A 22,736-nucleotide genomic window follows, 5' to 3' on the forward strand; every position below is an offset into this window, starting at 1 on the left:
GAAGTGAGCTGTTCATGAAGAGGTTCGTCGCCGTCGCCGTCGCCTCGCTGTTAGCCCTGGCGGCCTGCGGTGAGTCGAGCAGCCCTGCCGTGCCGGGGGCGTCGCCGCAGCAGAGCGAGGCGCTGGCCAAGGCACCCGTCGCGGACGCTGCCGAGATCCTGCCCGGTTCGACCATGGAGAAGATCAGGCAGCGCGGGGAGCTCATCGTGGGCGGCTCGCTGGACGCGCCGCTGCTCTCGCAGCAGAACCCCGTCTCGGGTGAGGTCGAGGGGTTCGACGCGGAGATGGGCAAGGCGCTGGCCACGTACATCCTGGGCGAGCCCAAGGTGAAGATCGTCAACTCGGCGTCGGAGACCCGGGAGGCGCTGCTCGCCAACGGCACCGTGGACGTCGTCTTCCAGACGTACACGATCACCGAGGAGCGGGCGAAGCAGGTGGCGTTCGCGGGCCCGTACTACACCTCGGGCCTGACGATCGCGGTGAAGAAGGGCACGACGGGCATCGCCAAGCCGGAGGACCTGAACGGCAAGAAGGTCCTGGCGGGCGCGAACACCCCGGCGATCCCGGCGATCAAGAAGCTGGCGCCGCAGGCGGAGATCCTCACGTTCGGCAGCGACCCCGAGTGCATCCAGGCGCTCAAGCAGGACCGGGGCGTGGCGTACGTGCAGGACGAGACGATCCTCATCGCGGACGCGAAGAAGGACCCGTCGATCGAGATCGTGACGAAGCCGTTCACCGAGGACCCCTACGGGATCGGCCTCAAGCACGGCGACGATCAGTTCAAGAAGTTCGTCAACGACTGGCTGAAGAAGATCCAGGACGCGGGCGTCTGGCAGGGGATCTGGAAGAACTCCATCGGCACCGTGGTGACCGGTGAGGCTCCCCAGCCGCCGGGGATCGGCTCCGTGCCGGGGTCCTGATGCCGGTCCTCTTCGAGCACCTGCCCGAGCTGTGGCAGGGGCTGATCGTGACGGTCCAGCTCACCGCCGCGTCGTTCGCCGGCGCGGCGGTGCTGGGCGTGCTGGTGTGCGCCCTGCGGGTGAGCCCGGTGGGGGTGCTGCGCGCGATCGGCACGGCGTACGTGGAGACGTTCCAGAACCTGCCGCTGCTGGTGCTGCTGGTCCTGGCCTTCTTCGGGCTGCCGGAGATCGGGTTGCAGGCGCCGCCGCTGGCGACGGCGATCATCGTCATCGCCGTGTACGAGGCCGCCTACATCGCCGAGGCGCTGCGCTCGGGCGTGAACTCGGTGTCGAAGGGGCAGGGTGAGGCGGCCAGGGCGATCGGGCTGACGTTCGGCCAGTCGCTGCGGCACGTCATCCTGCCCCAGGCGCTGCGGACGGTCGTGCAGCCGCTGGGCAACATCTTCATCGCGACCGCGATGAACACGGCGCTGGCGGCGGCGGTCGGGGTGGTGGACCTGACGGCGGCGGCGCACCGGGTGAACCTGGTGGAGGCGCAGCCCATCCCGATCTTCGTGGGCGCGGGCGTGGCCTACGCCCTGATCGCGTCGGTGGCCGGGTTCGTCACGGGCCGGCTGGAGCGCAGGCTGGTGATCCTGCGATGAGCACCGCGCTGTTCGACGAGCCGGGGCCGAAGGCCCGCCGGCGGATCAAGGTGGCGACCGTCGCGGGCGCGCTGGCGGCGGTGGCGCTCGTGGCGCTGGCCGTGCGGCAGTTCGCCGCGAACGGGCAGCTGGACGCGACGCGCTGGCAGCCGTACGCGACCTGGCCGATGTGGCGCTACCTGCTGGACGGGCTGTGGTCGACGTTCCTCGCGGCGGTCGTCTCGGCGGCGCTGGCCATGGCGCTCGGCCTGGTCCTGGCGCTGGGGCGGCTGTCGCACCGGTCGTGGGTGCGCGCTCCCGCCGCCGCCTACGTCGAGGTGGTCCGGGTGATCCCGGCGCTGCTGCTGGTGTACGTGGTCCTGTTCGCGCTGCCCCGGTACGGGCTGGACCTGCTGCTGTTCTGGAAGCTGACCGTGCCGCTGACGGTGTCGAACGCGGCCGCGTACGCGGAGATCTTCCGCGCCGGCATCGTGTCGATCGAGCGCGGGCAGACCGAGGCGGGCCTGGCCGTCGGCTTGACCAGGTTCCAGGCGATGCGCCTGGTCGTGCTGCCGCAGGCGGCCCGGCGGGTGCTGCCGTCGATCGTCAGCCAGTCGGTGGGGCTGCTGAAGGACACCTCGCTCGGCTTCGTGGTCAGCTACGGGGAGCTGCTCTACAGCGGCAAGGTCCTGGCCGCCTATAACGGCCTGCTCATCCAGACGTACCTGGTCGTCGCGCTGATCTATCTGGTGGTCAACGCGTCGCTGTCGAAGCTGGCTCGCACGCTGGAGGCCCGCCAGCCCTCGGGTGGCCTCAGCCCTTGGCGGATGAGCCGCCGCAGCCTTCCGTGAGGCCCTGCGCCGGGTCCTGGCCGTCCTTGGCCTGCGGCTTCTTCGGGGTCTTCCCGGGGCTCGGCGTGGAGGTGGGCGTGGCTGCGGGAGAGGCCGACGCCGCCACGGGCGCCTGTGCGCGGCTGGACGCGCGCAGCGCCTTCTCCGCGATGTCGCGGATCTTGTCCCAGTCGGGGTAGCCGGTGTTGATCAGCGGCGGTACGAACTGCACGCTCGACACCTCGGCGTCCTTGACCTTCAGCGCCAGCGGCACCAGGTGCCGCAGCATCGGCCGCGGGATGTCGGTCCTGATCAGCTCCTTGGTGGCCAGCGCGATCTGGTTGAACCTGGTCAGCACCGTGGCCGGGTCGGCCTGGTCGAGGAGGGCGCCGAGCACGCACCGCTGGCGGCGCATGCGGGTGTAGTCGTCGGAGTTGGTGCGCGAGCGGGCGTACCACATGGCGTCGGCGCCCTTGAGCCTGCGGGTGCCGGCCTTGACCAGGCCCTCGTTGTACTTGCCGAAGACGACGTCCTGCTCGACGCTGATCCGCACGCCGCCGATGGCGTCGATGAGGCGGGCGAAGCCCCACATGTTGACCAGGGCGTACCAGTCGACCTCGATCCCGAGGGTGTAGCCGATGGTGTCCATCAGCACCTTCGGGCCCTGGTGCTGCTTGCCGCCGAAGATCTCGGGGTGGGCGTCGGCGTACTCCCAGACGCTGTTGAGCAGGTCGCTGCTGCCGCCGTTGGCGTCCTTGGGCAGGTCGAAGCCGCCGGGGAAGCGGCGGGCCATCGGCGTGTCCGGGCGGAAGCGGACGTCCTCCAGGTTGCGCGGCAGGCTGAACAGCACGGTGTTGCCGGTCTTCACGTCGACGCTGGCCAGGTTCATGCTGTCGGTGCGCACGCCGGTCCTGTTGTCGTCGGCGTCGCCGCCGAGGAGCAGGATGTTGACGCGCTCCCGGCCGGCCCAGGGGTCCTCGGGCTCGGGCTCCGGCGGGGGCGGCTCGCCCTCGTTCTCGGGGGCGGTGAAGATCCGGTCGAGGGTCTGGCGCGAGGTGCCGGCGGACTGGGCGGCGTACCCGAACGGCACCACCACCGCGATGGCGAGCAGGCCCGCCACCGTGCCGGTGAGGGCCTGTCCCGACTGCGCCAGCCGGCCGGGCCGCAGCACCACGAACGAGTGGACGATCAGCGCGAACCAGGCCAGGCCCAGCACGATCCCGCCGGCCATGATGGCGGTGAGCCAGGAGTCCTGCGTCGCCGAGCCGGCCAGGGTGCCGAGGTCGTTGGACAGGACGAAGGCGAGCAGCGCCAGCAGCAGGGCGGCGTAGCAGGACAGGAGCACGAGGCCGGTCCTGCGCCATCCGGTGCGCAAGTGGGCGGACCCGGGGGCGAGTGCCGAGAGCACCAGCCACCCGAGGACCGCTCCGGCGCTCTTCGGTTCGTCAGCCTGCCGCACGCCTTCCCCGTTTCCCCGCGAATTCCACCATAAGCGCAAAGTCCGCAACCTGCGGTGAACCACGCGGTCGCGGTCACCTCAGGCTCCCGTAGCGGCGGCAGCCTACCGATCGGATACGAAATATCTGTCTATCGAAGGGTGAACATCAGTAACCGAATAAGATTCGGGGCATGGCCTTCTCTGAGATCGCGTACGAAGTGACCGATCACGTCGCCACCGTCACATTGAAGCGTCCTGAACGGCTGAACGCCTTCACCTTTACGATGCGCGGAGAGTTGATCGAGGCTTTCGACCGGGCCGACGCCGACGACGACGTCCGCGCGGTGGTGGTCACCGGGGCCGGACGGGCCTTCTGCGCCGGGGCCGACCTCGGTGGCGGCGGAGGCACGTTCGCCCGCAGGGACCAGACCTCGGAGGGCAAGACCACAGAGGGCAAGACCACAGAGGGCGAGACCTCGGACGGCGAGACCTCGGACGGCGAGACCTCGGACGGCGAGACCGTCGATGGCGTGCCGCGCGACGGCGGCGGCACGGTCGCGCTGCGGATCGCCCGCTCGCTCAAGCCCGTCATCGGCGCGATCAACGGCCCCGCCGTGGGCGTGGGCGTGACGATGACGCTGCCCATGGACGTCCGGCTCGCCTCGGAGACGGCCCGGTTCGGGTTCGTGTTCGCCCGGCGCGGCATCGTCACCGAGGCCGCCTCCAGCTGGTTCCTGCCCAGGATCGTCGGCATCGCCCAGGCCATGGAGTGGGCCGCGACCGGCCGCGTCTTCCCCGCCGCCGAGGCGCTCGAAGGGCGGCTGGTCTCGCGCGTGTATCCGGCGGACGAGCTGCTGCCTGCGGCGTACGCGCTGGCCCGCGAGATCGCCGACAACACCTCGGCCGTCTCCGTCGCCGCCGTCCGCCGGCTGATGTGGTCGGGCCTGTCGGCCGCCTCACCCTGGGAGGCGCACGCGGCCGACTCGCGCCTCATGGCCGAGCTCGGCGGCGCGCCCGACTCGGTGGAGGGCGTGACGGCGTTCCTGGAGAAGAGGCCGGCCGCCTTCCCGATGAAGGTCAGCCAGGACCTGCCGCCCGGTGTGCCCTCATGGCCCGACGATCCCTATCGTGTCTAGCATGTACGAGATCACCGTGCTGCCCATGCCCGACGACTTCGAGGGCGAGGTCGTGGCGACGCTGGTGTCCAGGAGAGCCGAGACCCCCTCCCGCCGGGCCGTGCTCTACCTCCATGGGTTCACCGACTACTTCTTCCAGGACCACCTGGCCGAGCACTACGTCCAGCGCGGCATCGACTTCTACGCGCTCGACCTGCGCAAATACGGCCGGTCACTGCTGCCGCACCAGACCAGGGGCCTGGTCAGGAGCATCACGGAGTACTTCCCCGAGATCGACGAGGCGGTCCGCGTCATCCGGCGCGACCACGACGAGCTGACCGTCAACGCCCACTCCACCGGCGGCCTGATCGCGCCCCTGTGGGCCGACCGGGTTCGCGGCCGGGGCCTGGTGCAGGGGCTGGTGCTCAACAGCCCGTTCTTCGACCTCAACGTGTCCACGCCGCTGCGGCTGGCCGCCGACCTGCTCAGGACGCCGCTGTCGTACACGCGCAGGGCCCTGCCGCTGGGCTCCAGCACCGTCTACGGGCGCACGCTGCACCGCAGCGAGCAGGGCGAATGGGACTACGACCTGGAGCTCAAGCCGCTGGGCGGCTTCTCGGTGCACGCCATGTGGCTGGCCGCGATCCGGCGGGCGCAGCGGCGGCTGCACGCGGGCCTGTCCGTGGACGTGCCGGTCCTCGTCCTCGCCTCCACCACCGGCCTGCGCGTACGCGACTTCGTCCCGGAGGCGCGCTCGGCCGACATCGTGCTCGACCCCCGCCACATCGCCCGCTGGTCCACCGCGATCGGCCCCCATGTGACCTGCGTCCGCATCCCCGACGGCGTGCACGACCTGGTCCTGTCGGCCGAGCCGGCCCGCAAGCAGGTCTTCTCAGAGCTCGACCGCTGGATGAACACCTACATCCATCAGAGCGAGGTGCGAGCTCACCACGGGAAGGAGAACAGCCCGTAGTAGGCGGCGGCCACCAGCAGCAGCCCCGTGCCGCCCAGCACGCCCGCGACCGCCACGTGCTGCCACCGGCCCGGCCGCAGCCCCTCACGCAGCGCCGACACGAACGCCGCCACCGCCGTGACCTCCTGGATCAGCATCAGCACCGCCAGGAGGCGGACGACCAGCCAGCCCGCCAGCACGGCGGGCCACGCGCCCGCCTGGTTCACCGAGAACAGCACCAGCAGCGTGATGAACGCCACCACCGAGGCCAGCAGGCCCAGCCCGGTCCACGCCATCCGGCTCAGCCGGCGCCTGATCGGCGGCCACAGCCTGGCGTTGGCCTCCACCGGGGTCTGGTTGCGGTGGCGCAGCCGGACGAGCATGGCCGCGACCGGGCCCGCCACGTAACCGACGGCGGCCAGGCAGATCGTCAGCCCGAGCATCGTGCCGCCCGCGTACCACGGGGCCGCCGGCACGTCGCTGGCCTCGAACCGCTGGACCGGCGTCGCGCCCGCCATGTGCACCGCAGGCCGGGCCGTGCCCGGCAGGCCCTTGATCCAGTTGGCCAGGGTCTCCAGGTAGCCGGCGGTGAAGTCGCCGCCGTTGACCCGCATGGCGTGGTCGCCCTTGGCCATGAACCTGATCGTGTAGTCGTCGTTGCCGGCCGTGTTGAGCGCCTTGACCAGCGCCTTGGTGGACTCGACGAAGGGGATCGACGGGTCGGTGGTGCCGTAGAAGGCCAGCACCGGCTGCTTGACCCGGCTCAGCGCGGGCATCGCGTCATAGCGCAGGAAGTCGAACCCGACCCCGCCCATCGCCCTGGTCAGCAGGTCGCGCGCGCCGATGGGGGCGCGCAGCCGCAGCAGCTGCTCGTTCAAGGCCCAGGCCACCTGGCGCAGCGGCGAGACGTTGGGCGAGGACACCAGCACCATGAAGCCCACCGCGCTGCTCTTGGCCGCCGCGATCGGCACCACCCAGCCGCCCTCCGACACACCCCAGATGCCCACCCGGGCCGGATCGACCTCGGGCCGCGTGCGCAGGTATTCGACCATCCGCAGCGCGTCGTCGGCGAGCAGCCCGAAGTCGCGGTCGCGGAAGTTGTAGCCGATCGTGCGCTTGTCGAACGCGATCGTCACCACGCCCGCCTTGGCCAGGAACTCCGCCTGCGGCGTGAACTCCTCCCGCGAGCCGTTGCCCGACCCCGAGACGAACACCATCGCCGGATGCCGGCCCGGGGTGAGCGGCACCCGCAACGTGCCGTCGAGACGCTGGGCCTCCGCCGGCAGCGAGATCGCCTCCCTGCGGATCGGATCGGCGGCCACGACGGGCTTCAGCTCGTCGGCCGGCTGCGCCGGGATGGACCGGAAGGCCGCGTCCGTCTTGAGCGGTGGCGGGTCGAACGCGGGCGGCAGCACGTATCCGACCGAAGCGAGGACCACCAGCACCAGGCCGGCGGCCACGCTTAAAGTGCCACGGCCAGTGCGCATCGGCCTCCCCAAAGGCGTTGTTTTCCGCTGATCTTTCAGACTACTCCTGGCGTGTGGGACAGGAGAGACCGCATTTGTCGGTGAGAACTGTTAGCTTCCTGCGACATGCGGATCCTGCACACCTCCGACTGGCACCTCGGGCGCTCCTTCCACCGCGAGAGCCTGCTCTCCGGGCAGGCCGCGTTCGTCGACCACCTGGTGGAGACGGTGCGGGCCGAGCGGGTCGACGTGGTGGCGATCGCCGGCGACGTCTACGACAGGGCGCTGCCCCCGGTCGACGCCGTGGCCCTGCTCGACGAGGCGCTCGGCCGGCTGCGCGCGGCCGGCGCGCGGGTGGTGCTGATCAGCGGCAACCACGACTCGGCGCTGCGGCTGCGGTTCGGCTCGGCGCTGTTCGAGCCCGCGGGCGTCCACGTACGCACCTGGCCCGGCCAGTCGTGGGAGCCGGTGCTGGTCGGCGACGTGGCCTTCTACGGCATCCCCTACCTGGAGCCCGAGCTGGTCAGGGCCGACTGGGAGCTGCCCGACCGCAGCCACACCGCCGCCATCGCGCACGCGATGACCCGCATCAGGGCCGACGCCGCGCGTCACCGCGCCTCGGTCGTGCTGTCCCACTGCTTCGTGACCGGCGGGCAGGCCAGCGACAGCGAACGCGACATCAGCGTGGGCGGCGTCGCTCACGTGCCGCTGAGCGCGTTCGACGGCGTCGACTACGTGGCGCTCGGCCACCTGCACGGCCGGCAGCGCATGTCGGAGACCGTCCGCTACTCCGGCTCCCCGCTGGCCTACTCCTTCTCCGAGGTGGGCCACGTCAAGGGGTCGTGGCTGGTCACGCTGGGGGAGGAGACGGAGTTCGTGCCCGCCCCCGTGCCCCGGCCGGTGGGCCGGCTGCGCGGTGAGCTCGACGATCTGCTGAGCGCCCCGCGTTACGCCGCCTACGAGGACCACTGGCTGCAGATCGTGCTGACCGACCCCGTACGCCCGAAATCGGCGATGGACCGGCTGCGCGCCCGCTTCCCGCACACCCTCGCCCTGTCCTTCGACCCGGCCGGCGGCGCGCCCGCCGCCCAGCCCGTGCGCCTCAACGGGCGGCCGGAGGCGGAGGTCGCCCTCGACTTCGTCAGGGAGGTGCGCGGCGAGCCTGCCGCACCCGAGGAGGAAGACCTGCTAAGACAGGCCATCGAGGCGTCGAGGGTGAAGGAGACGATGGCGTAGTGCGGCCGCACAGGCTCTCGCTGACGGCGTTCGGGTCGTTTCCCGGCACGGAGACGGTCGACTTCGACGCCCTGGCCGAGGCGGGCCTCTTCCTCGTCCACGGTCCCACCGGCGCGGGCAAGACCACGATCCTCGACGCGCTGTGCTTCGCCCTCTACGGCCAGGTCCCCGGGCAGCGCAACAGCGCCCGCAGCCTGCGCTGCGACCACGCCCCGCCCACGGTGGGGCCGTCGGTCACGCTGGAGGTGACGCTCCGCGGCCGGTTACTGCGCATCCAGCGCTCCCCGGCCTGGCAGCGGCCCAAGCTGCGGGGCACGGGGTTCACCGAGGAGAAGTCCAAGGTCGTCCTGTCGGAGTGGCAGGGCGCCGACTGGCACGGCCTGACCACCCGCCTCGACGAGGCCGGCGACCTGGTGAGCGGGCTGCTCGGCATGAACGCCGGCCAGTTCTGCCAGGTGGCGATGCTGCCGCAGGGCGACTTCGCCAGGTTCCTGCGCGCCGACGGCGACGAGCGCTCGAAGCTGCTCGAACGGCTCTTCACGGTCAAGATCTTCACGGCGGCGGAGTCGTGGCTGGCCGAACACCGCAAACTGGCCTGGCGCGAGGCGCAGGAGCTCCGGCAGCAGGTGGACTACGCGGTCAAGCGCGTCGAGGAAGTAGCCGGCGACGACCTCCCGGCCCTCCTCACCGCCCGCCCCCTCACCGCGCCGGTGCCCGCTGTGGCGCCGGCTGAGGGGAGCGTCTCCGAGCCGTCGCTCTTCGACTGGCCCGCCTCCTCAGCACCGTCCGATGCCTCCGCCGAGGGCACGACCGGGGGAGACGAGGCGGCGGCAGACACGCCCAAGGAGGACCAAGCCGAGGAGGACAACGGCGGGGGAGACGCGGCCGAGGGGGAGTCGGGCGGGGAAGAGGTGCCGACGCCGGAGGATGATCCGTTGCGGTGGGCCGGGGCGCTGCTCGATGCCGCGCGGGCCGTCGTGCGGCGGGCCGACGGCGAGCTCGCCACCGCCGGGCACGCGGTTCGAGCGGCGCGGACGCGATTCGACCAGGCCGCGGCGCTCGCCGACCGGCAGCGCCGCCACGCCGAGGCCCTCACGCTGCGCCGTACCCTCGACGAGCGCGCCGACGAACGCGCCGACCTGCAGGCCATCCTCGACGACGCCGCCAGGGCGGATCGGGTGCGCCCGCTCATCACCGTCGCCGGACAGCGCGCCGAGGCCGCCACCAAGGCCCGCACGTTGGCCGCCGACGCCCTAGCCAGAGCCCGCCCCCTGCTGTCCGCCGCCGACACCGTCGCACATCGGGGCCAGACTCCCGCGCACCCGCCCGCTCCGACGCCTCGGTCTACTTCGGCCACCTCGACCACCCCGGCTGATACGACTCCTTGGACTGCTCCGGCCGGTGCGAACGCCGCGACTGGTGCGAACGCCCCGGCCGCTGCGAACGTCCCGGCCACGTCGGACGCTTCGGGCACTCTCGACGCGGCCGGTTCGCCGTCCGTGGCCGAGCTGGCGGCGCTGGAGCGGCGGCGGCAGGACGAGATCGCCCGTCTCCAGGAGCTCCTCACCGAGGAGGCCAGGCTTTCGGTGGTCCGCCGCGACCTGCTGCGGGTGGAGGAGGAGCTGGCCGGGCTGGTCAGGGCCGACGAGGACGTGGCGGCCCGGCTGGCCAGGCTCCCCGAGCTGATCGAACGGGCGGAGGCCAGGCTCGCCGCGGCCCGGGTCGACGCCGCCAGGGTGCCCGCGGCGCGGGCCGTACGCGATGCCGCCGCCCATCTGATCGAGATCGACGGTGAGCTGTCCAGGCTGGCGGCGGAGCTCGACACGCTGGCGCAGCGCGAGGCCGAGGTGGCCGCCGCGGAGGCCGAGCTGCCCGAACGGCTCGCCGACGCGAACGCGGCCCTGGCGGACGTACGCGCGCAGGCGGCGGCCGTCCCGGCGGCGAGCGCGGCCCTTGACGCGGCCAGGGCGGCGCTGGAGGCCACCCACCGCCGCGAAGCCCTCGCGGGCGAGCTGGAGTCCGCCGCCGCCCGGCATCAGGTGCTCGTCGACCAGGCGCAAGCCCTGCGCGAACGGTGGCTCGACCTGCGCCAGGCCCGCATCGACGGCATGGCCGCCGAGCTGGCCCGCGACCTGGCCGACGGGCGGCCGTGCGCGGTCTGCGGCTCCGAGCACCATCCCCACCCGGCCTCTCCCGCCGAGAGCGCACCTTCGGCCGACGACGAACACGAGGCCGAGTCCGCCCACGAGGCGGCCCTCGCGAGCCGGGAGGAAGCCGAGCGCACTCTCGCCGCCATCGGTTCCCGCCACGCCGACGCCGTGGAAGCCACCGCCGGTCTCGACGTCGACACGGCCGCCGAGCAGGTGGAACAGGCCGCGCAGGAGGTCGCCCGCCTGCGATCGGCGGCCGACCGCGAGCCCGCCCTGGCCGCCACGCTCGAACGCATCGAAACCGAGCGCGAACGCGTCCGCGACCAGGCGAGGGAGATCGCCGAAGCCCTCGCCGCCCACCGTGCCCACAGAAGGCAACTGACCGCCGAACGAGCCCGCGTCCAAGCCCAACTCGCCCAGACCACAGCGAACACCGGCCCTCAAGCACGCGTGGACGCCGCTCCATCGCACGCCCAGCCGTCCGCGACCCCGTCACACGCCGGACCGCACGCGGCCCCGCCGCACGCCCCGCCGCACGCCGAGTCGGACGCGGGCCCACACGCCCGGCCGCAGATGATCACATCCGACGGCGCCACCGAACCCGAGTGGACCGCATCCGGCGAGGCAGGCGCGCCAGGCGGCGCCGGGGCCGAGGCGCTTGCGGCCGGTGAGGTCGCGGCTGACGGGCCTGCGGTGCTTGATGCCGCCGAGCGTGAGCTGCGCAGGCTGGAGGCGTCGGCGGCGCAGGAGGCCACACTGGCGCAGGAGACGGAGGGGCTCAACCGGGACCGGTTGGAGCAGGAGGAACGCGGACGGCGGGTGGCCGCGCGGCTGGCCGCCTGCCGCACCAGGCACGAGGAGCTGAGCGGCGACGCCGGCCGGTTGAGCGCGCGGCTGGACGCGGCGCGCGGCGACGACGCCACCCTCTCCGCCCGCCTGTCCCGGCTCAACGACGAGGCCGAGCTGCTGCGCGAGGCGCTGGAGGCCACGCAGTCGGCGGTGACGGCCCGCGCCGAGCGGGACGCGGCCCGGCGGGCGGCCGAGCAGGCGGCGCTCGAAGCGGGGTTCGGTGACGTGGGGGAGGCGGAGGCCGCGTACCGGAGCCCGGCGGAACGGGAGAGCAAGGCGGAGCTGCTGCGCCGGCTGGACGACGAGCATTCCGCCGTGAGCGGCGTGCTGGCCGATCCCGAGCTGGTGGCGGCGGCGGCCGAACCCGCACCCGACCTGGCCGCGATCGGGGCCGGGCGCGACGAGCTGGAGGCGGCGTACACCAGGCTGTCCAGCGCCCTCGACCGGGCGCGGGCCAGGGCGCGGCGGCTGGAGGAGCTGCACGCCGAGCTGTCGGAACGCATCGAGCACTGGCGGCCGGCCGCCGAGCGGCACCGGCTGGCCGAGCGGATGGCGGCCCTGGCCAGCGGCACCTCCGGCGACAACCAGTGGAGCATGAGCCTGTCCTCCTACGTGCTGGGCGAGCGGCTGCGCCAGGTCGTGGACGCCGCGAACGAACGGCTCGACCACATGTCGGGCGGCCGCTACCTGCTGCGGCACGACCTGCGGAAGACGGCCGGCTCCCGCACCCGCGCGGGCGGCGGGCTGGGGCTGCGTGTGGCCGACGGCTGGACCGGCGTCGACCGCGACCCGGCCACCTTGTCCGGCGGCGAGAGCTTCATCACCTCCCTGGCCCTGGCGCTGGGGCTGGCCGACGTCGTCACGGCCGAGGCGGGCGGCGCGGAGCTGGGCACGCTGTTCGTGGACGAGGGGTTCGGCACGCTCGACGAGGACACGCTCGACAGCGTGCTCGACATCCTGGACGGGCTGCGCGACGGCGGGCGGGCGGTGGGCATCGTCAGCCACGTGGCCGAGCTGCGTACCAGGATCACCGCCCAGCTCAAGGTCACCAAGACCCGCACCGGCTCCACACTGCGGGCGGTGGGGTTGCGCTGAGGCCCTGAGGTACGGCGAGATGACCTTCGCTCCGGGCACGGCTGACGCGGCCGTTCCGGGGAGATGACCTTGGCGGCGGGTGCGCACTACGCTGGGCCGGGCCGAGATACCAAGGGAGCGGTCATCATGCGCGTCGTCGTCACGGGAGCCCACGGCAAGGTGGGCAGAGCGGCCGTCAAGGCCCTGGCCGAGGCGGGTCACGAGGTGACCGCCACCGACCTCACCCGCCCGGTTTGGGAGCGCCACGACCCCGGCACCCCCCGCTACGTGCAGGCCGACCTGACCGACGCCGGGCAGGCGTTCGCGGTGACGCACGGGGCCGAGGCGGTCGTGCACGCGGCGGCGATCCCCGATCCCACCTCCAACCCGGCGCACGTGGTGTTCCAGAACAACCTGATGTCCACGTTCAACATGATCGAGGCGGCGGTGCGGTTCGGCGTCCGGCGGTTCGTGAACATCTCCAGCGAGACCGTGCCCGGCTTCTTCTTCCCCGAGCGGCCGTTCCTGCCCGACTACGCGCCGGTGGACGAGGAGCACCCGATCCGGCCGCAGGACCCGTACGCGCTGGCCAAGCACTTCGGCGAGCAGCTCATGGACGCGGCCGTGCGCCGGTCGGACATCAGGTGCATCTCGCTGCGGCCGAGCTGGGTGCAGCACGAGGGCAACTACGAGCGCAATCTCGGGCCGCAGGTGCGCGACGCCTCCGTGGTGGGGGCGGGACTGTTGAGCTACATCGACGTGTACGACCTCGCCGACGCGATCGTGCTGGCCGCGGAGTCCGAATTGCCCGGGCACGAGGTGTTCTACATCGCCTCGCCGGACAACGCGGGCGGGCACGACTTCGCGGCCTCGCTGCGGCGCTCTCACGGTGACCGGGTCGAGCTACGGGCGCTGGCCAGGCCGGACGCGTCGGGCATCTCCTGCGCCAAGGCCCACCGCCTGCTGGGCTGGACCCCGAAGCGGTCGTGGCGCGACTACCTCGACGAGAACGGCCGCACCCGCAAGGAGGCGTGACCGGCCGTTTCGGCAAGGAGCGTGACCGGCCGTTCCCGCGCCCTGGGGGAAAGCCGGGTCAGTCGAGGGCGGCGATCAGGTCGGGGAGTTTGGCGGGGTCGTGGAAGAGGGTCGCCCCCAGCCCCTCCAGCCGCGAAACGGGCGTGACGCCGCCGGCGAAGGCCAGGCAGCGCATGCCCGCGCTCACCGCCGCCGTCACCCCGAACGGGCTGTCCTCCACCACCACGCACCGCTCGGGCTCGGCCCCCATGACGGCGGCGGCGTGCAGGAACAGGTCGGGTGCCGGCTTGCCCCGCGTCACGTCCTCGACGCTGAACACCGCCCCGTCGAACCGGTCGGCCAGACCGGTCAGTTCGAGGCTGCGGCGGATGGTGGCGTGGCGGCCGTTCGAGGCCACGCAGCAGGGAATGGTGAGCCGCTCGAGCGCCTCCTCGATGCCCGCGATCGTGCGTAGCTCGGCCTTGACGGCGGCCACGTAGTCGGCGTTGAGCTGCTCGCGCCAGCCGGGAGGGGTCCGGCCGATCTGCTCCAGCCAGTAGTCGTTCGTGCAGCCGACGAAGCGTTCGGCGTACTCGGCCTCGTCGATCGTCCAGCCCAGGCGCCGCAGCGCGGCGGTGCCCACGCGTACGGAGATCGGCTCGCTGTCCACCAGCGTCCCGTCGCAGTCGAAGATGACCAGCTCGACAGCCAAACTGTTTCCCTTTCCCCGAGTCAGCATTGCTTGAAACTTAACATTGCGCAGGTGGTAGCGTTCCCGTACCACTTCACAAGACGCTAGTCCGCATGGTGAGACACGATGACGACATCCCCCCAGACGTCGGCGCCGAGCCGGTCCAGGATCGCGACCGCCAGCCTGATCGGCACCGCGATCGAATTCTATGATTTCTACATTTACGGCACCGCCGCGGCCCTGGTGCTCAACACCGCCTTCTTCCCTGAGATGGACCAGGTGGCGGGCAACCTCGCGGCGTTCTCGACGTTCGCGGTGGCGTTTATCTCGCGGCCGCTCGGCTCGGCCGTGTTCGGCCACTGGGGCGACCGGATCGGCCGCAAGTCCATGCTGGTCGTGTCCCTGCTGGTGATGGGGCTCTCGACGGTGGTGATCGGGCTGCTGCCCGGCTACGCGTCGATCGGCGTGCTCGCGCCCGTCCTGCTGGTGCTGCTGCGCTTCACGCAGGGCATCGGCCTCGGCGGCGAGTGGGGCGGTGCGGCGCTGCTGGCCACCGAGCACGCCCCGCCGGGCAAGCGCGGCCTGTACGCGATGTTTCCGCAGCTCGGCCCGTCGGCCGGGTTCATCGTGGCGAACGGGCTGTTCCTCGTCCTCGGAGAGACGCTGAGCGAGGGGCAGTTCGACAGCTGGGGCTGGCGGCTGCCGTTCGTGGCGAGCCTGCTGCTGGTGATCGTCGGCCTGTACGTACGGCTGAAGATCTCCGAGACGCCCGTCTTCCAGCAGGCCATGGACGAGCGCCGGATCGCCAAGGTGCCGTTCGCCGGCCTCATGCGGCACCAGCGGCGGCGCGTGCTGCTCGGCGCCGGCGCCATGACGATCGCCTACACGCTCTTCTACACCGCCACCACCTACTGTCTGGCCTATGGCACCGACACGCTGCAGATCCCCAGGACCACCATGCTCGCGCTGACCATGGTCGGGGTGGTGTTCATGGCGGCCGGCACGGTCGTCTCCGCCGTGGTGTCCGACCGGGTGGGCCGCCGCCGCACCCTGATCACGGGCACGATCGCGGCCGTGGTGTGGGGGCTGGTGATGTTCCCGCTGATGGAGACGCGCTCGGTGCTCCTGGTCGGGCTGGCGCTGGCCGGGGCGCTCGCGCTCATGGGGCTGGTCTTCGGGCCGATGGGCGCGTACCTGCCCGAGCTGTTCAGGACCGAGTTCCGCTACAGCGGCGCGTCCACCGCCTACAGCCTCGGCGGCGTGCTCGGCGGCGCAGTGCCGCCGCTGGTCGCCACCGCCATGCAGGCCAGTGGGCTGGGCGCACTGGCGGTCGGCGGGTACGTCGCCGCGATGGCCCTGCTGAGCCTGCTCTGCCTGCTCGCCCTGCCGGAAACCGGCGACAGCACTTTGCGCTGACGGGACCGCGACGGCCTGGGAACAGCACCCTGCGCCGACCGGGCCTAGTAACCGGGAAACAACAGGGACAACTCGCGCGGATGGGCCGCGATCAGACGTAGTTCATCGTCGGTGAGCGGCCTGCCCGTCATCGCGTTGCAGAGCTGGACCACGCGGAACGACAGGTCCTCGTCGGCCACCTCGGCGCCGAGCCCGTCCATGACGTGCCGGAAGCCGGCCTTGCCGCCGTACTCGCCGGTCAGCACCACCCGGCCCGCCCGCGCGTGCCGGTCGTCGGGGAACGGGCCCAGCGTCGCCTCGTCGTACAACTCGTAGTTGCCGTGATCCTTCAGCGCCCCGTCGGCGTGGATGCCCGACTCGTGCGCGAACGCGTTGCGCCCCACCCCCACCTGGTTGTACGGCAGCGGCTGCCCCAGCGCGTAACTCGCCCACAACGCGAACCGGCGCGCCCACGACAGATCCAGCGGGTCGCCGATCTTCGCGTCGAGGCCGAAGCCGTGCCGGAACGCCAGCACGGTGGACAGCAGGTCGGCGTTGCCCGAGCGCTCGCCGACGCCGTTGACGCACGTGTTGATCCACGCGTCCTGCCCGGCGTCGAGGTCGCCGAGCGCGCCCGACACCGAGTTGGCCACCGCCATGCCCAGGTCGTCGTGGCAGTGCGTCTCGACCGGCATCGCGGCGCCCGAGGCCAGCCTGGCGAACCGCTCACGGATCCGGCCGGGCGTGTCACCGCCGATGGTGTCGCAGTAGCGTACGCGGTCGGCGCCCGCCTCCTTGGCCGCCAGCGCGAACTCCAGCAGGAACCCGTCGTCGGTACGCGAACCGTCCTCGGCGTTCACCCCGACCGTCAGCGCCCCCGCGCCCTTGGCCACGCGGACCGCGGCCGTCATCTCCCTGATGATCTCCTCCCGGCCCAGCCGGCCGCGGAACTTGTTCTGGATCATGTAGTCGGAGGTCGAGATGGACAGGTTGTAGTGCTTCAGCCCGAGCGGTGCCGCCCGCTCCACGTCCTGGGGCACGCCCCGGCACCACCCCGACAGCCGCAGTTCCCCGAACACACCCGCCTCGGCCAGCGCCACCTGCGCCCTGACGTAAGGCGCCTCATGGAAGAGGAACGGGAACCCGATCTCGGACTGCGCCACCCCGAGCCTGGCCAGATAGAAGTTGACCATGGTCTTGCCGAACTTCGACAGGCCGGTGCGCGCGGTCTGCACGCCGTCCCGGTTGGTCACGTCGAGGAAGTGAACGTTGGGCATGCTCCCACGTTGACATGCTCGTTCGACGTGGATCAATATTGATTATCGTCAACTGCGGAGGGTGTTCGGTGGCGGAGTGGATCGACGCGGCCACGGCGTCGGAACGGCTGGGCATCAAACCCGCGACGCTGTACGCGTACGTGAGCAGGGGAGTGCTGCAGCGGCGGCACGGGGAGGACGGGCGCCGCAGCCTCTTCTCCGCCGAGGAGATCGAATGCCTGGCCCGCCGCGGCCGCCCCCGCAACCAGCGCCCGGAACTGGTCATCGAGTCGGCCATCACCGCACTCGGCGTCGACCGCCCCTACTACCGAGGCCTCGACGTACTCAGCCTGGCGGGCCCGGCCCGGTTCGAAACGGTCGCGGAATGGCTCTGGACCGGCAACCCCACCGTCTGGCCCCCCACCCGACCGACCTCCCTTAACGCTCCGAACGCCTCCACCACCGCTCCGAATGCCTCCAACGCCGCTCCCAGCACCTCCACCATCGACCCTGGCCTTCCGGGCGACTCGGGTGCTTCGTCCGGCGACTTGGGCACCCCGGTCGTTTCCACGAGCGACGCGGGCATATCTCGCGAAACAGCCAGTTTCACCAGCAGCGTTGACGTTCCGGACGGGGTGTCGGCCCCCAGAGCGCACGTTCCGCCGCGGGAACGTCTGGCCGCCGACGCGTCCGCTCCGCATGAACCTTCACTCGCGCGCACGAACGATCCGCAGGGGCGTCCGGCCGTCTCCGGAGACGATGCCGACGTTGAGGGTGGGGCGTCAGTCGCCGGTGCGTCCACTCCGCATGAACATTCCGCCCCAGGCGCGTGCGTTACGCAGGGACGGTCGGCCGTCTGCGAAGGCGGTGTCGGCGTTGAGGGCGAGGCGCCGGTCGTCGGTACATCCGTTCCGCAGGGACGTCCGGCCGCTGGTGCGCGTGTTCCGCAGGGACGTGCGGTCGTCATCGAAGGCGGTGCTGGCGTCGCGGGCGAGGTGTCGGTTGCGGGTGCGCGTGGTGCCCGGGGGCGTGGGCCCGAGGTCGGTGGGCGGCGCAGGATGGCGGCACGCGCGGTCTGGCGGTGTGAGCCTGAGGCGCTGGAGGCGGCCGTCGCCGCTCAGCGCGGACTGCCCGCCGACCTGCTGCCGCTCGACCGGCTGCAGGTGATCACCACGGTCCTCGGCGCGTCCGACTCCCTCCGCCATCAGCTCGACCCCGCCTCCGTCACCGAAACCGGCCGGCGCATGATCGCCGGCCTGGTGGACGCACTGCCCCAGCTCAGCGAGCCCAGTGGCGACTCGATCGCCGCGCGCCTGTGGTCCCGCCTGTGCCCGTCACCTGCCACCCCCGCCCTGCTCACCGCTCTCGAAGGTGCCCTGGTCCTGCTCGCCGACCACGAACTGGCCGCCTCCACGCTGGCCGCCCGGGTCGCCGCCTCCGCCAAGGCCGACCCGTACGCCGTGGTGCTGACCGGCCTCGGCGTACTGGGCGGCCCGCTGCACGGAGGAGCGTCGTACGGCGCCGAACGCCTGCTCGCCGAGATCGCCGCGCCACACCAGGCCGCCCGCGTCGTCACCGAACGGGTACGGCGCGGCGAGCGCATCCCCGGCTTCGGCCACAGCGTCTACAAGAACGGCGACGCCCGCGGCGCCCTGCTGCTCGACCTGGTCAGAACCGCCGCCCCAGGCCATGAGCGCATCGCCGCCGGAGACGCCCTGCTGGCGGAGATGCGCCGGCGCCGCCTCCCCGACCGCAACGTCGACTTCGCCCTCGCCGTCCTCACCGCGGTCACCGGCATGGTGAGCGGCGCCGGCGAGGCGATCTTCGCGGTCGCCAGAGCAGCGGGCTGGCTGGCCCACGCGATGGAGGAGTACCACCGCGGCTCCCTCCTCCGCCTCCGCGCCTCTTACACCGGCCCACCCACCAAGTAAACGCCCCCAACGCCGCACAGACGTGGCACGCCGCCAAGGCCGCACGCCATCAACGCCGCACACCATCGACGTGGCACGCCGCCAAGGCCGCACGCCGCCAACGCCACACACCATCAACGCCGCACACCTCAACAGCGCACGCCCAGTGCCGCTCGCCGCTAGCGCTGCACCGGACGCCCCCGCGACCACATCATGGCCCCTAGCTACACACCTGCGGCCTCAACCATCCGCGACGCTCAGCCACTCACGACCCTGGCCATCTGCGATCCTCGGTTACGCGCGATCACCCGCAGCCCCGCCCACACGTGCACCTCACCACACGCTGCCCGCAGTCGCTCCACGGCCTTCGACCGCTGCGCGACCCCCAGCCGCTCCACGCCCTCGGTCACTCACGCTGCCGCGATCTTCACCCACCGAGCCTCTCAGCCACCAACGACCTCGACCCTCAGGGGCCTGCAAGCGCTCCGGAATCCCCGGTCACTCGCGGCCCCCACGGTCCTCACCCACCATGCACGTAGCCGCTCCGCGACCCGGGGAAGCAAGGGTGCGGGCGGTTACGCCGGGGTCGGGGTGCCTCGGTCCACGTACGAGGACAGAGCTCGGACTCGTTCGGCGTGCTGGTCGTGGCCGACGATCACCGGGGGCTCGTTGTACGGCATCGCGTCCGACGAGCGACGCAGCTTGATGTACTGCCCGCAGGCGTCGATCGCGTACGGCTCCATGTCGTCCTGCAACGCCCCGATCACCGTGATCCCGTACGTCTCCCCGATCCTCCTGAACAGCGCCACCGCCTCCCTCCGGTGCTCCTTGCCCAGGTTGCGGCCCAGCTCGTCGAGGACGAGGCACAGGTGCCCGCCCCCGGAGGAGGCGATGGCCGCCGAGCACACCAGTTTGACGGCCTTCTCGTCCATGAGCGCCGTGTTGGCCCGCCGGTTGTAGGGGACGAACCCCTGCCCCTCGCCCCGCCGCCACTTAGGCGTCACCCGCCACTGCCAGCGCTGCTCGGGGTCGGCGGGAGCGGGTGGCACCGGGAACTCCAGGGTGGCGCCGTAGCCGCCGTAGGAGGTGTCGAGCTTGTCGAACTCCTCGGCCACCCGCGTGAGCCGCGCCTTGATCGCCGCCGTCAGCGCCGCCCGGTGCACGGCCGTCGACTGGGCCGCCTCCTCCGCGCCCCTGGCGGCCGCCGCCAGGTCGCGCTGGCGGGAGCCGAGCTGCGCCTCGATCTGGCGCCGCTGGTGGCGTTCGTACTCCTCCTGCCCCCGCAGGTAGGACGCGAGCGCCCCGCACACGCCCGCGAACGTCGCCTGCTCGCGGGCCGTGCTGCCCTCCCGCTCGCTCAGCAGGAAGCGCAACTCCTCCGGGATCTCCGCCTCCTCCTCGGGGAACGTGTCGCGCAACGCCTGGTCGAGGTGGCGTTCGGCGACCCGCCACCACTCCTCGGCGGCGCGCGGCCGCTCCTCCTCAGGCAGCGCGGCCAGCCACTCGCGGGCGGTCTCGATCGTGCCGCCCCAGTCGGCGGCCAGCGCCGCCAGCTTGAGCGCCTCCCGCTCCGCGCCGACCTTCGCCTCCAGCCCGCGCGCCTGCGCCCGCTCGGCCTCGTGCCGCTGCCTGCGGCCCTCCAGCCGCTCGATCTCCATGTCCCTGGTACGGGCGCGGAAGTCGAGCGAGCCCGCCTGCCGTTCGGCCTCGGCCACCTTCGGCGCCAGCTCCTCGATGGCCGCGTTCAGCTCGCCCAGCCTGGCCCGCCGCTCGCCGAGCTTGGCCTCCAGCTCCGCCAGCCGCACCCCGGCCCTTGCGCCCTCCAGCCGCCGCTGCGCCCGCGCGACCGACTCCTCCCCGTCGTGCACGGCCTGGGCGGCGCTCTCCTGTACGTCTCTGGCCCGGTTGAGCCGCTGCTCGGCCGCCTTGATCCGGGCCTCGCGCCCGGTCGCGACCCCGTCGAACGCCCCGACGACGCTCACCCCGGCCGCGCTGACCAGCACGGACCCGGGCAGCGCGGCCAGCGCCGCGGCGGCGGCGTCGAGCTGGGCGGCGTCCACGATCACGGCGTGCTCGTTGGGCCAGCCACGCAACTCACCCAGCGCCCCGGCCGTGGTCCCGGTCCCGGCCTGCCCCTGCGACTTGCCGTAACGCGCCTTGAGCGCCTCCCCGAGCGCCTGCCCCTCACCGCCACCGGCATCGGCATCGGCGCCACGACCGGCGAGGCCGGCTCCCTGCGGCGTGTGGGCGGCGTCCCGGGCCTGTTCGGCCACGTCGAGGGCGTCGAGCAGGCCGGTGGCGCCGATGCCGGCCGCCGCCAGCGCGTTGAGCTGGGCCGCCGCCGGGCCGCCCTCGGCGTCGTCGAGCGCCGCCTGGGCCGAGGACACCTCCCGGTCGGCCACGCCGAGCGCCTTGAGCGCCTCGTTGAGCCGTAGCCGCACCTCGCCCAGCTCCCGCTCGGCGGCCGGCACGTCGCGCCCGTCGGCGAAGCGGCGCGTCTCCTCCAGAGCGGGGATCAGCCCGCGCAGCTCGTCGGCGGAGTTCTCCGCCACGGCGCGGTCGGCTTCGAGCTTGGCCGCCCGCGCCTGCATCGCCGCCAGCTCCTTGCGGGCCTGCGACACCTGCCGGTCGAGGGTGTCCTCGCGCAGGGTGGCGATCTCGGCCTTGACCATGGCGATCGACTCGGCGGCCGCCTCGCCCGCGGCGCGGTGCCGGTCGAGGTCGGCGACCAGCGCCTCGTCCTTGCCGGCCGCGTCGGCCAGCCGGCGCGCCTGCCGTCCGCGCCAGCACCGCAGCGCGTCGGCCAGCCGGATCCTGGCCTGGTCCCGGCGGTCGAACGTGCTCAGCAGCGCCTTCGACTCCGCCTCGAACTCGGCCAGCCGCTCGCCCGCCTGCGCCGCCCGCACCCGCTTGGCGTGCTCGTCGCGGCGGGCCTCGCGCTCCTGCTCCAGCTCGGCGTCCAGGCCGGTGAGGGCGGCGATGGCCTCGAAGACCCGCTCGGGCGAGATCTCGTTGAGCGGCTGGGAGAGCAGGTTGGTGGCGACCTTGCTGCGTACGGACGTGGACAGGAACGACACGCACCTGACCCGGTCGCCGTAGAGCACCTTGGTCAGGTCGCGGGCCACGACGTCGCGCCGCCCGGCCGACTTCGGCAGCGACGCCCAGATCTCGTCGGCCCGCGCCACCCGCTCGGCCTCGGACGGCGACGCCGCCAGGTGCACGCCCTCCCGCCAGCGGATCTCCAGGTGTGGGGCCTCCTGGTTGACCTTCAGCCAGACGGTCATGGCCCCGCCCGAGGTGTCGGGCACCTCGAACAGCTCCCCGTCACCCGAGCCGGCCTCCTCGAACAGCTCTCCGTCAGCCGAGCCGACCCCCTCCACGGCAGCGGCCGGGCCGCTGTCAGCCACGGAAGAAGCCGGGGGAGGGGAGTCCGCCGCGTCGCCGAAGCCCTCCATGCCGGGCGGCCCGAAGACGCCCACGATGTATCCGTGATCGGCGCTGGCCCACTGCCGGGCCCCGGCGCCGCTGGCCAGCTCGGCGTTGAAGAGCAGCTCCGACACCGCCTTGGCGCCGGAGGCGAAGCGCCACTGCTCGTCACCCAGCAGCGCCGTGATCGAGGCGATGAACGACGACTTGCCCGCCCCGTTGGAGTCCTTCGGCCCCGCGCCCGCCACCACGATGAGCGTGCCGGGGACCGTCGGCACCGGATGGGTCGACAGCCGCGAGATGTTGACCGCCTGCACGGCGATCAGCACCCGGTCTCCGACGACGTTCTCCACCTGCGACACCTGAAACCCCCGTTGTCCTTCCATCCGTG

At 72.4% G+C, this 22,736-nt stretch carries 15 protein-coding genes; 10 read left to right on the forward strand and 5 right to left on the reverse strand.

Going from position 1 to position 22,736, the window contains the following annotated elements; translation table 11 throughout:
• Positions 1 to 14: 14 nt before the first annotated feature.
• From B0I32_RS02205 to B0I32_RS02215, 3 genes are read left to right on the forward strand one after another with little or no spacing between them, the layout of a single operon-like run.
• The gene (locus B0I32_RS02205) at positions 15 to 920 is read left to right on the forward strand and encodes a glutamate ABC transporter substrate-binding protein (RefSeq protein ID WP_106234440.1); all 906 of its coding nucleotides are present in this window, start codon (positions 15 to 17) and stop codon (positions 918 to 920) included.
• Complete coding sequence (locus tag B0I32_RS02210) at positions 920 to 1,564, forward strand: amino acid ABC transporter permease (protein WP_106234442.1); 645 nt, start codon at positions 920 to 922, stop codon at positions 1,562 to 1,564. The genes B0I32_RS02205 and B0I32_RS02210 overlap by 1 nt, the downstream gene beginning before the upstream one ends.
• Positions 1,561 to 2,394 (forward strand): amino acid ABC transporter permease, encoded by an 834-nt coding sequence (locus B0I32_RS02215; RefSeq protein ID WP_106234443.1) that lies wholly within the window; start codon positions 1,561 to 1,563, stop codon positions 2,392 to 2,394. Before B0I32_RS02210 ends, B0I32_RS02215 begins: the two co-directional genes overlap by 4 nt.
• Here the strand turns inward: B0I32_RS02215 and B0I32_RS02220 are convergent.
• Positions 2,357 to 3,832, reverse strand: coding sequence for an LCP family protein (locus B0I32_RS02220; protein ID WP_106234445.1), 1,476 nt, complete (start codon positions 3,830 to 3,832; stop codon positions 2,357 to 2,359). The two genes, B0I32_RS02215 and B0I32_RS02220, sit on opposite strands and share 38 nt — an antisense overlap.
• A 170-nt stretch (positions 3,833 to 4,002) precedes the next feature.
• Here B0I32_RS02220 and B0I32_RS02225 point away from each other — a divergent pair, with 170 nt between their 5' ends.
• Both B0I32_RS02225 and B0I32_RS02230 read left to right on the forward strand, forming a co-directional pair.
• A complete protein-coding gene (locus tag B0I32_RS02225) occupies positions 4,003 to 4,947 on the forward strand; it encodes an enoyl-CoA hydratase-related protein (protein WP_106234447.1) in 945 nt (314 codons plus the stop codon).
• A gap of 1 nt (position 4,948) precedes the next feature.
• A complete protein-coding gene (locus B0I32_RS02230) occupies positions 4,949 to 5,899 on the forward strand; it encodes an alpha/beta hydrolase (protein WP_106234449.1) in 951 nt (316 codons plus the stop codon).
• Here the strand turns inward: B0I32_RS02230 and B0I32_RS02235 are convergent.
• On the reverse strand, positions 5,872 to 7,365 hold the full coding sequence (locus tag B0I32_RS02235; protein ID WP_106234451.1) for an alpha/beta hydrolase family protein: 1,494 nt from the start codon (positions 7,363 to 7,365) through the stop codon (positions 5,872 to 5,874). The two genes, B0I32_RS02230 and B0I32_RS02235, sit on opposite strands and share 28 nt — an antisense overlap.
• A gap of 105 nt (positions 7,366 to 7,470) precedes the next feature.
• Here B0I32_RS02235 and B0I32_RS02240 point away from each other — a divergent pair, with 105 nt between their 5' ends.
• The 3 genes from B0I32_RS02240 (at position 7,471) to B0I32_RS02250 (ending at position 13,688) form a co-directional block, all read left to right on the forward strand.
• Complete coding sequence (locus B0I32_RS02240; protein ID WP_106234453.1) at positions 7,471 to 8,580, forward strand: exonuclease SbcCD subunit D; 1,110 nt, start codon at positions 7,471 to 7,473, stop codon at positions 8,578 to 8,580.
• Positions 8,580 to 12,674, forward strand: coding sequence for an AAA family ATPase (locus B0I32_RS02245; RefSeq protein ID WP_106234454.1), 4,095 nt, complete (start codon positions 8,580 to 8,582; stop codon positions 12,672 to 12,674). Before B0I32_RS02240 ends, B0I32_RS02245 begins: the two co-directional genes overlap by 1 nt.
• 126 nt (positions 12,675 to 12,800) lie before the next feature.
• Positions 12,801 to 13,688 (forward strand): NAD-dependent epimerase/dehydratase family protein, encoded by an 888-nt coding sequence (locus tag B0I32_RS02250; RefSeq protein ID WP_106234455.1) that lies wholly within the window; start codon positions 12,801 to 12,803, stop codon positions 13,686 to 13,688.
• A gap of 58 nt (positions 13,689 to 13,746) precedes the next feature.
• Here the strand turns inward: B0I32_RS02250 and B0I32_RS02255 are convergent, their stop codons facing one another.
• Entirely contained in the window at positions 13,747 to 14,379 is a 633-nt protein-coding gene (locus tag B0I32_RS02255) for an HAD family hydrolase (RefSeq protein ID WP_219911602.1), read from the reverse strand.
• Between the two features lie 105 nt (positions 14,380 to 14,484).
• On the opposite strand from B0I32_RS02255, the gene B0I32_RS02260 reads away from it, so the two are divergent.
• A complete protein-coding gene (locus tag B0I32_RS02260) occupies positions 14,485 to 15,774 on the forward strand; it encodes an MFS transporter (protein WP_106234458.1) in 1,290 nt (429 codons plus the stop codon).
• A gap of 44 nt (positions 15,775 to 15,818) precedes the next feature.
• Here the strand turns inward: B0I32_RS02260 and B0I32_RS02265 are convergent, their stop codons facing one another.
• On the reverse strand, positions 15,819 to 17,030 hold the full coding sequence (locus B0I32_RS02265; RefSeq protein WP_106234460.1) for a LeuA family protein: 1,212 nt from the start codon (positions 17,028 to 17,030) through the stop codon (positions 15,819 to 15,821).
• A gap of 1,037 nt (positions 17,031 to 18,067) precedes the next feature.
• On the opposite strand from B0I32_RS02265, the gene B0I32_RS02275 reads away from it, so the two are divergent.
• Positions 18,068 to 18,940, forward strand: coding sequence for a citrate/2-methylcitrate synthase (locus B0I32_RS02275; protein ID WP_245955488.1), 873 nt, complete (start codon positions 18,068 to 18,070; stop codon positions 18,938 to 18,940).
• Between the two features lie 554 nt (positions 18,941 to 19,494).
• On the opposite strand, the gene B0I32_RS56285 is transcribed toward B0I32_RS02275, so the two are convergent.
• Positions 19,495 to 22,707: a coiled-coil domain-containing protein gene (locus B0I32_RS56285; RefSeq protein WP_146178008.1), complete on the reverse strand. Its 3,213-nt coding sequence runs from the start codon at positions 22,705 to 22,707 to the stop codon at positions 19,495 to 19,497.
• Positions 22,708 to 22,736: the final 29 nt, after the last annotated feature.

The sequence above is a fragment of the Nonomuraea fuscirosea genome (assembly GCF_003001935.1).
GTDB lineage: Bacteria > Actinomycetota > Actinomycetes > Streptosporangiales > Streptosporangiaceae > Nonomuraea > Nonomuraea fuscirosea.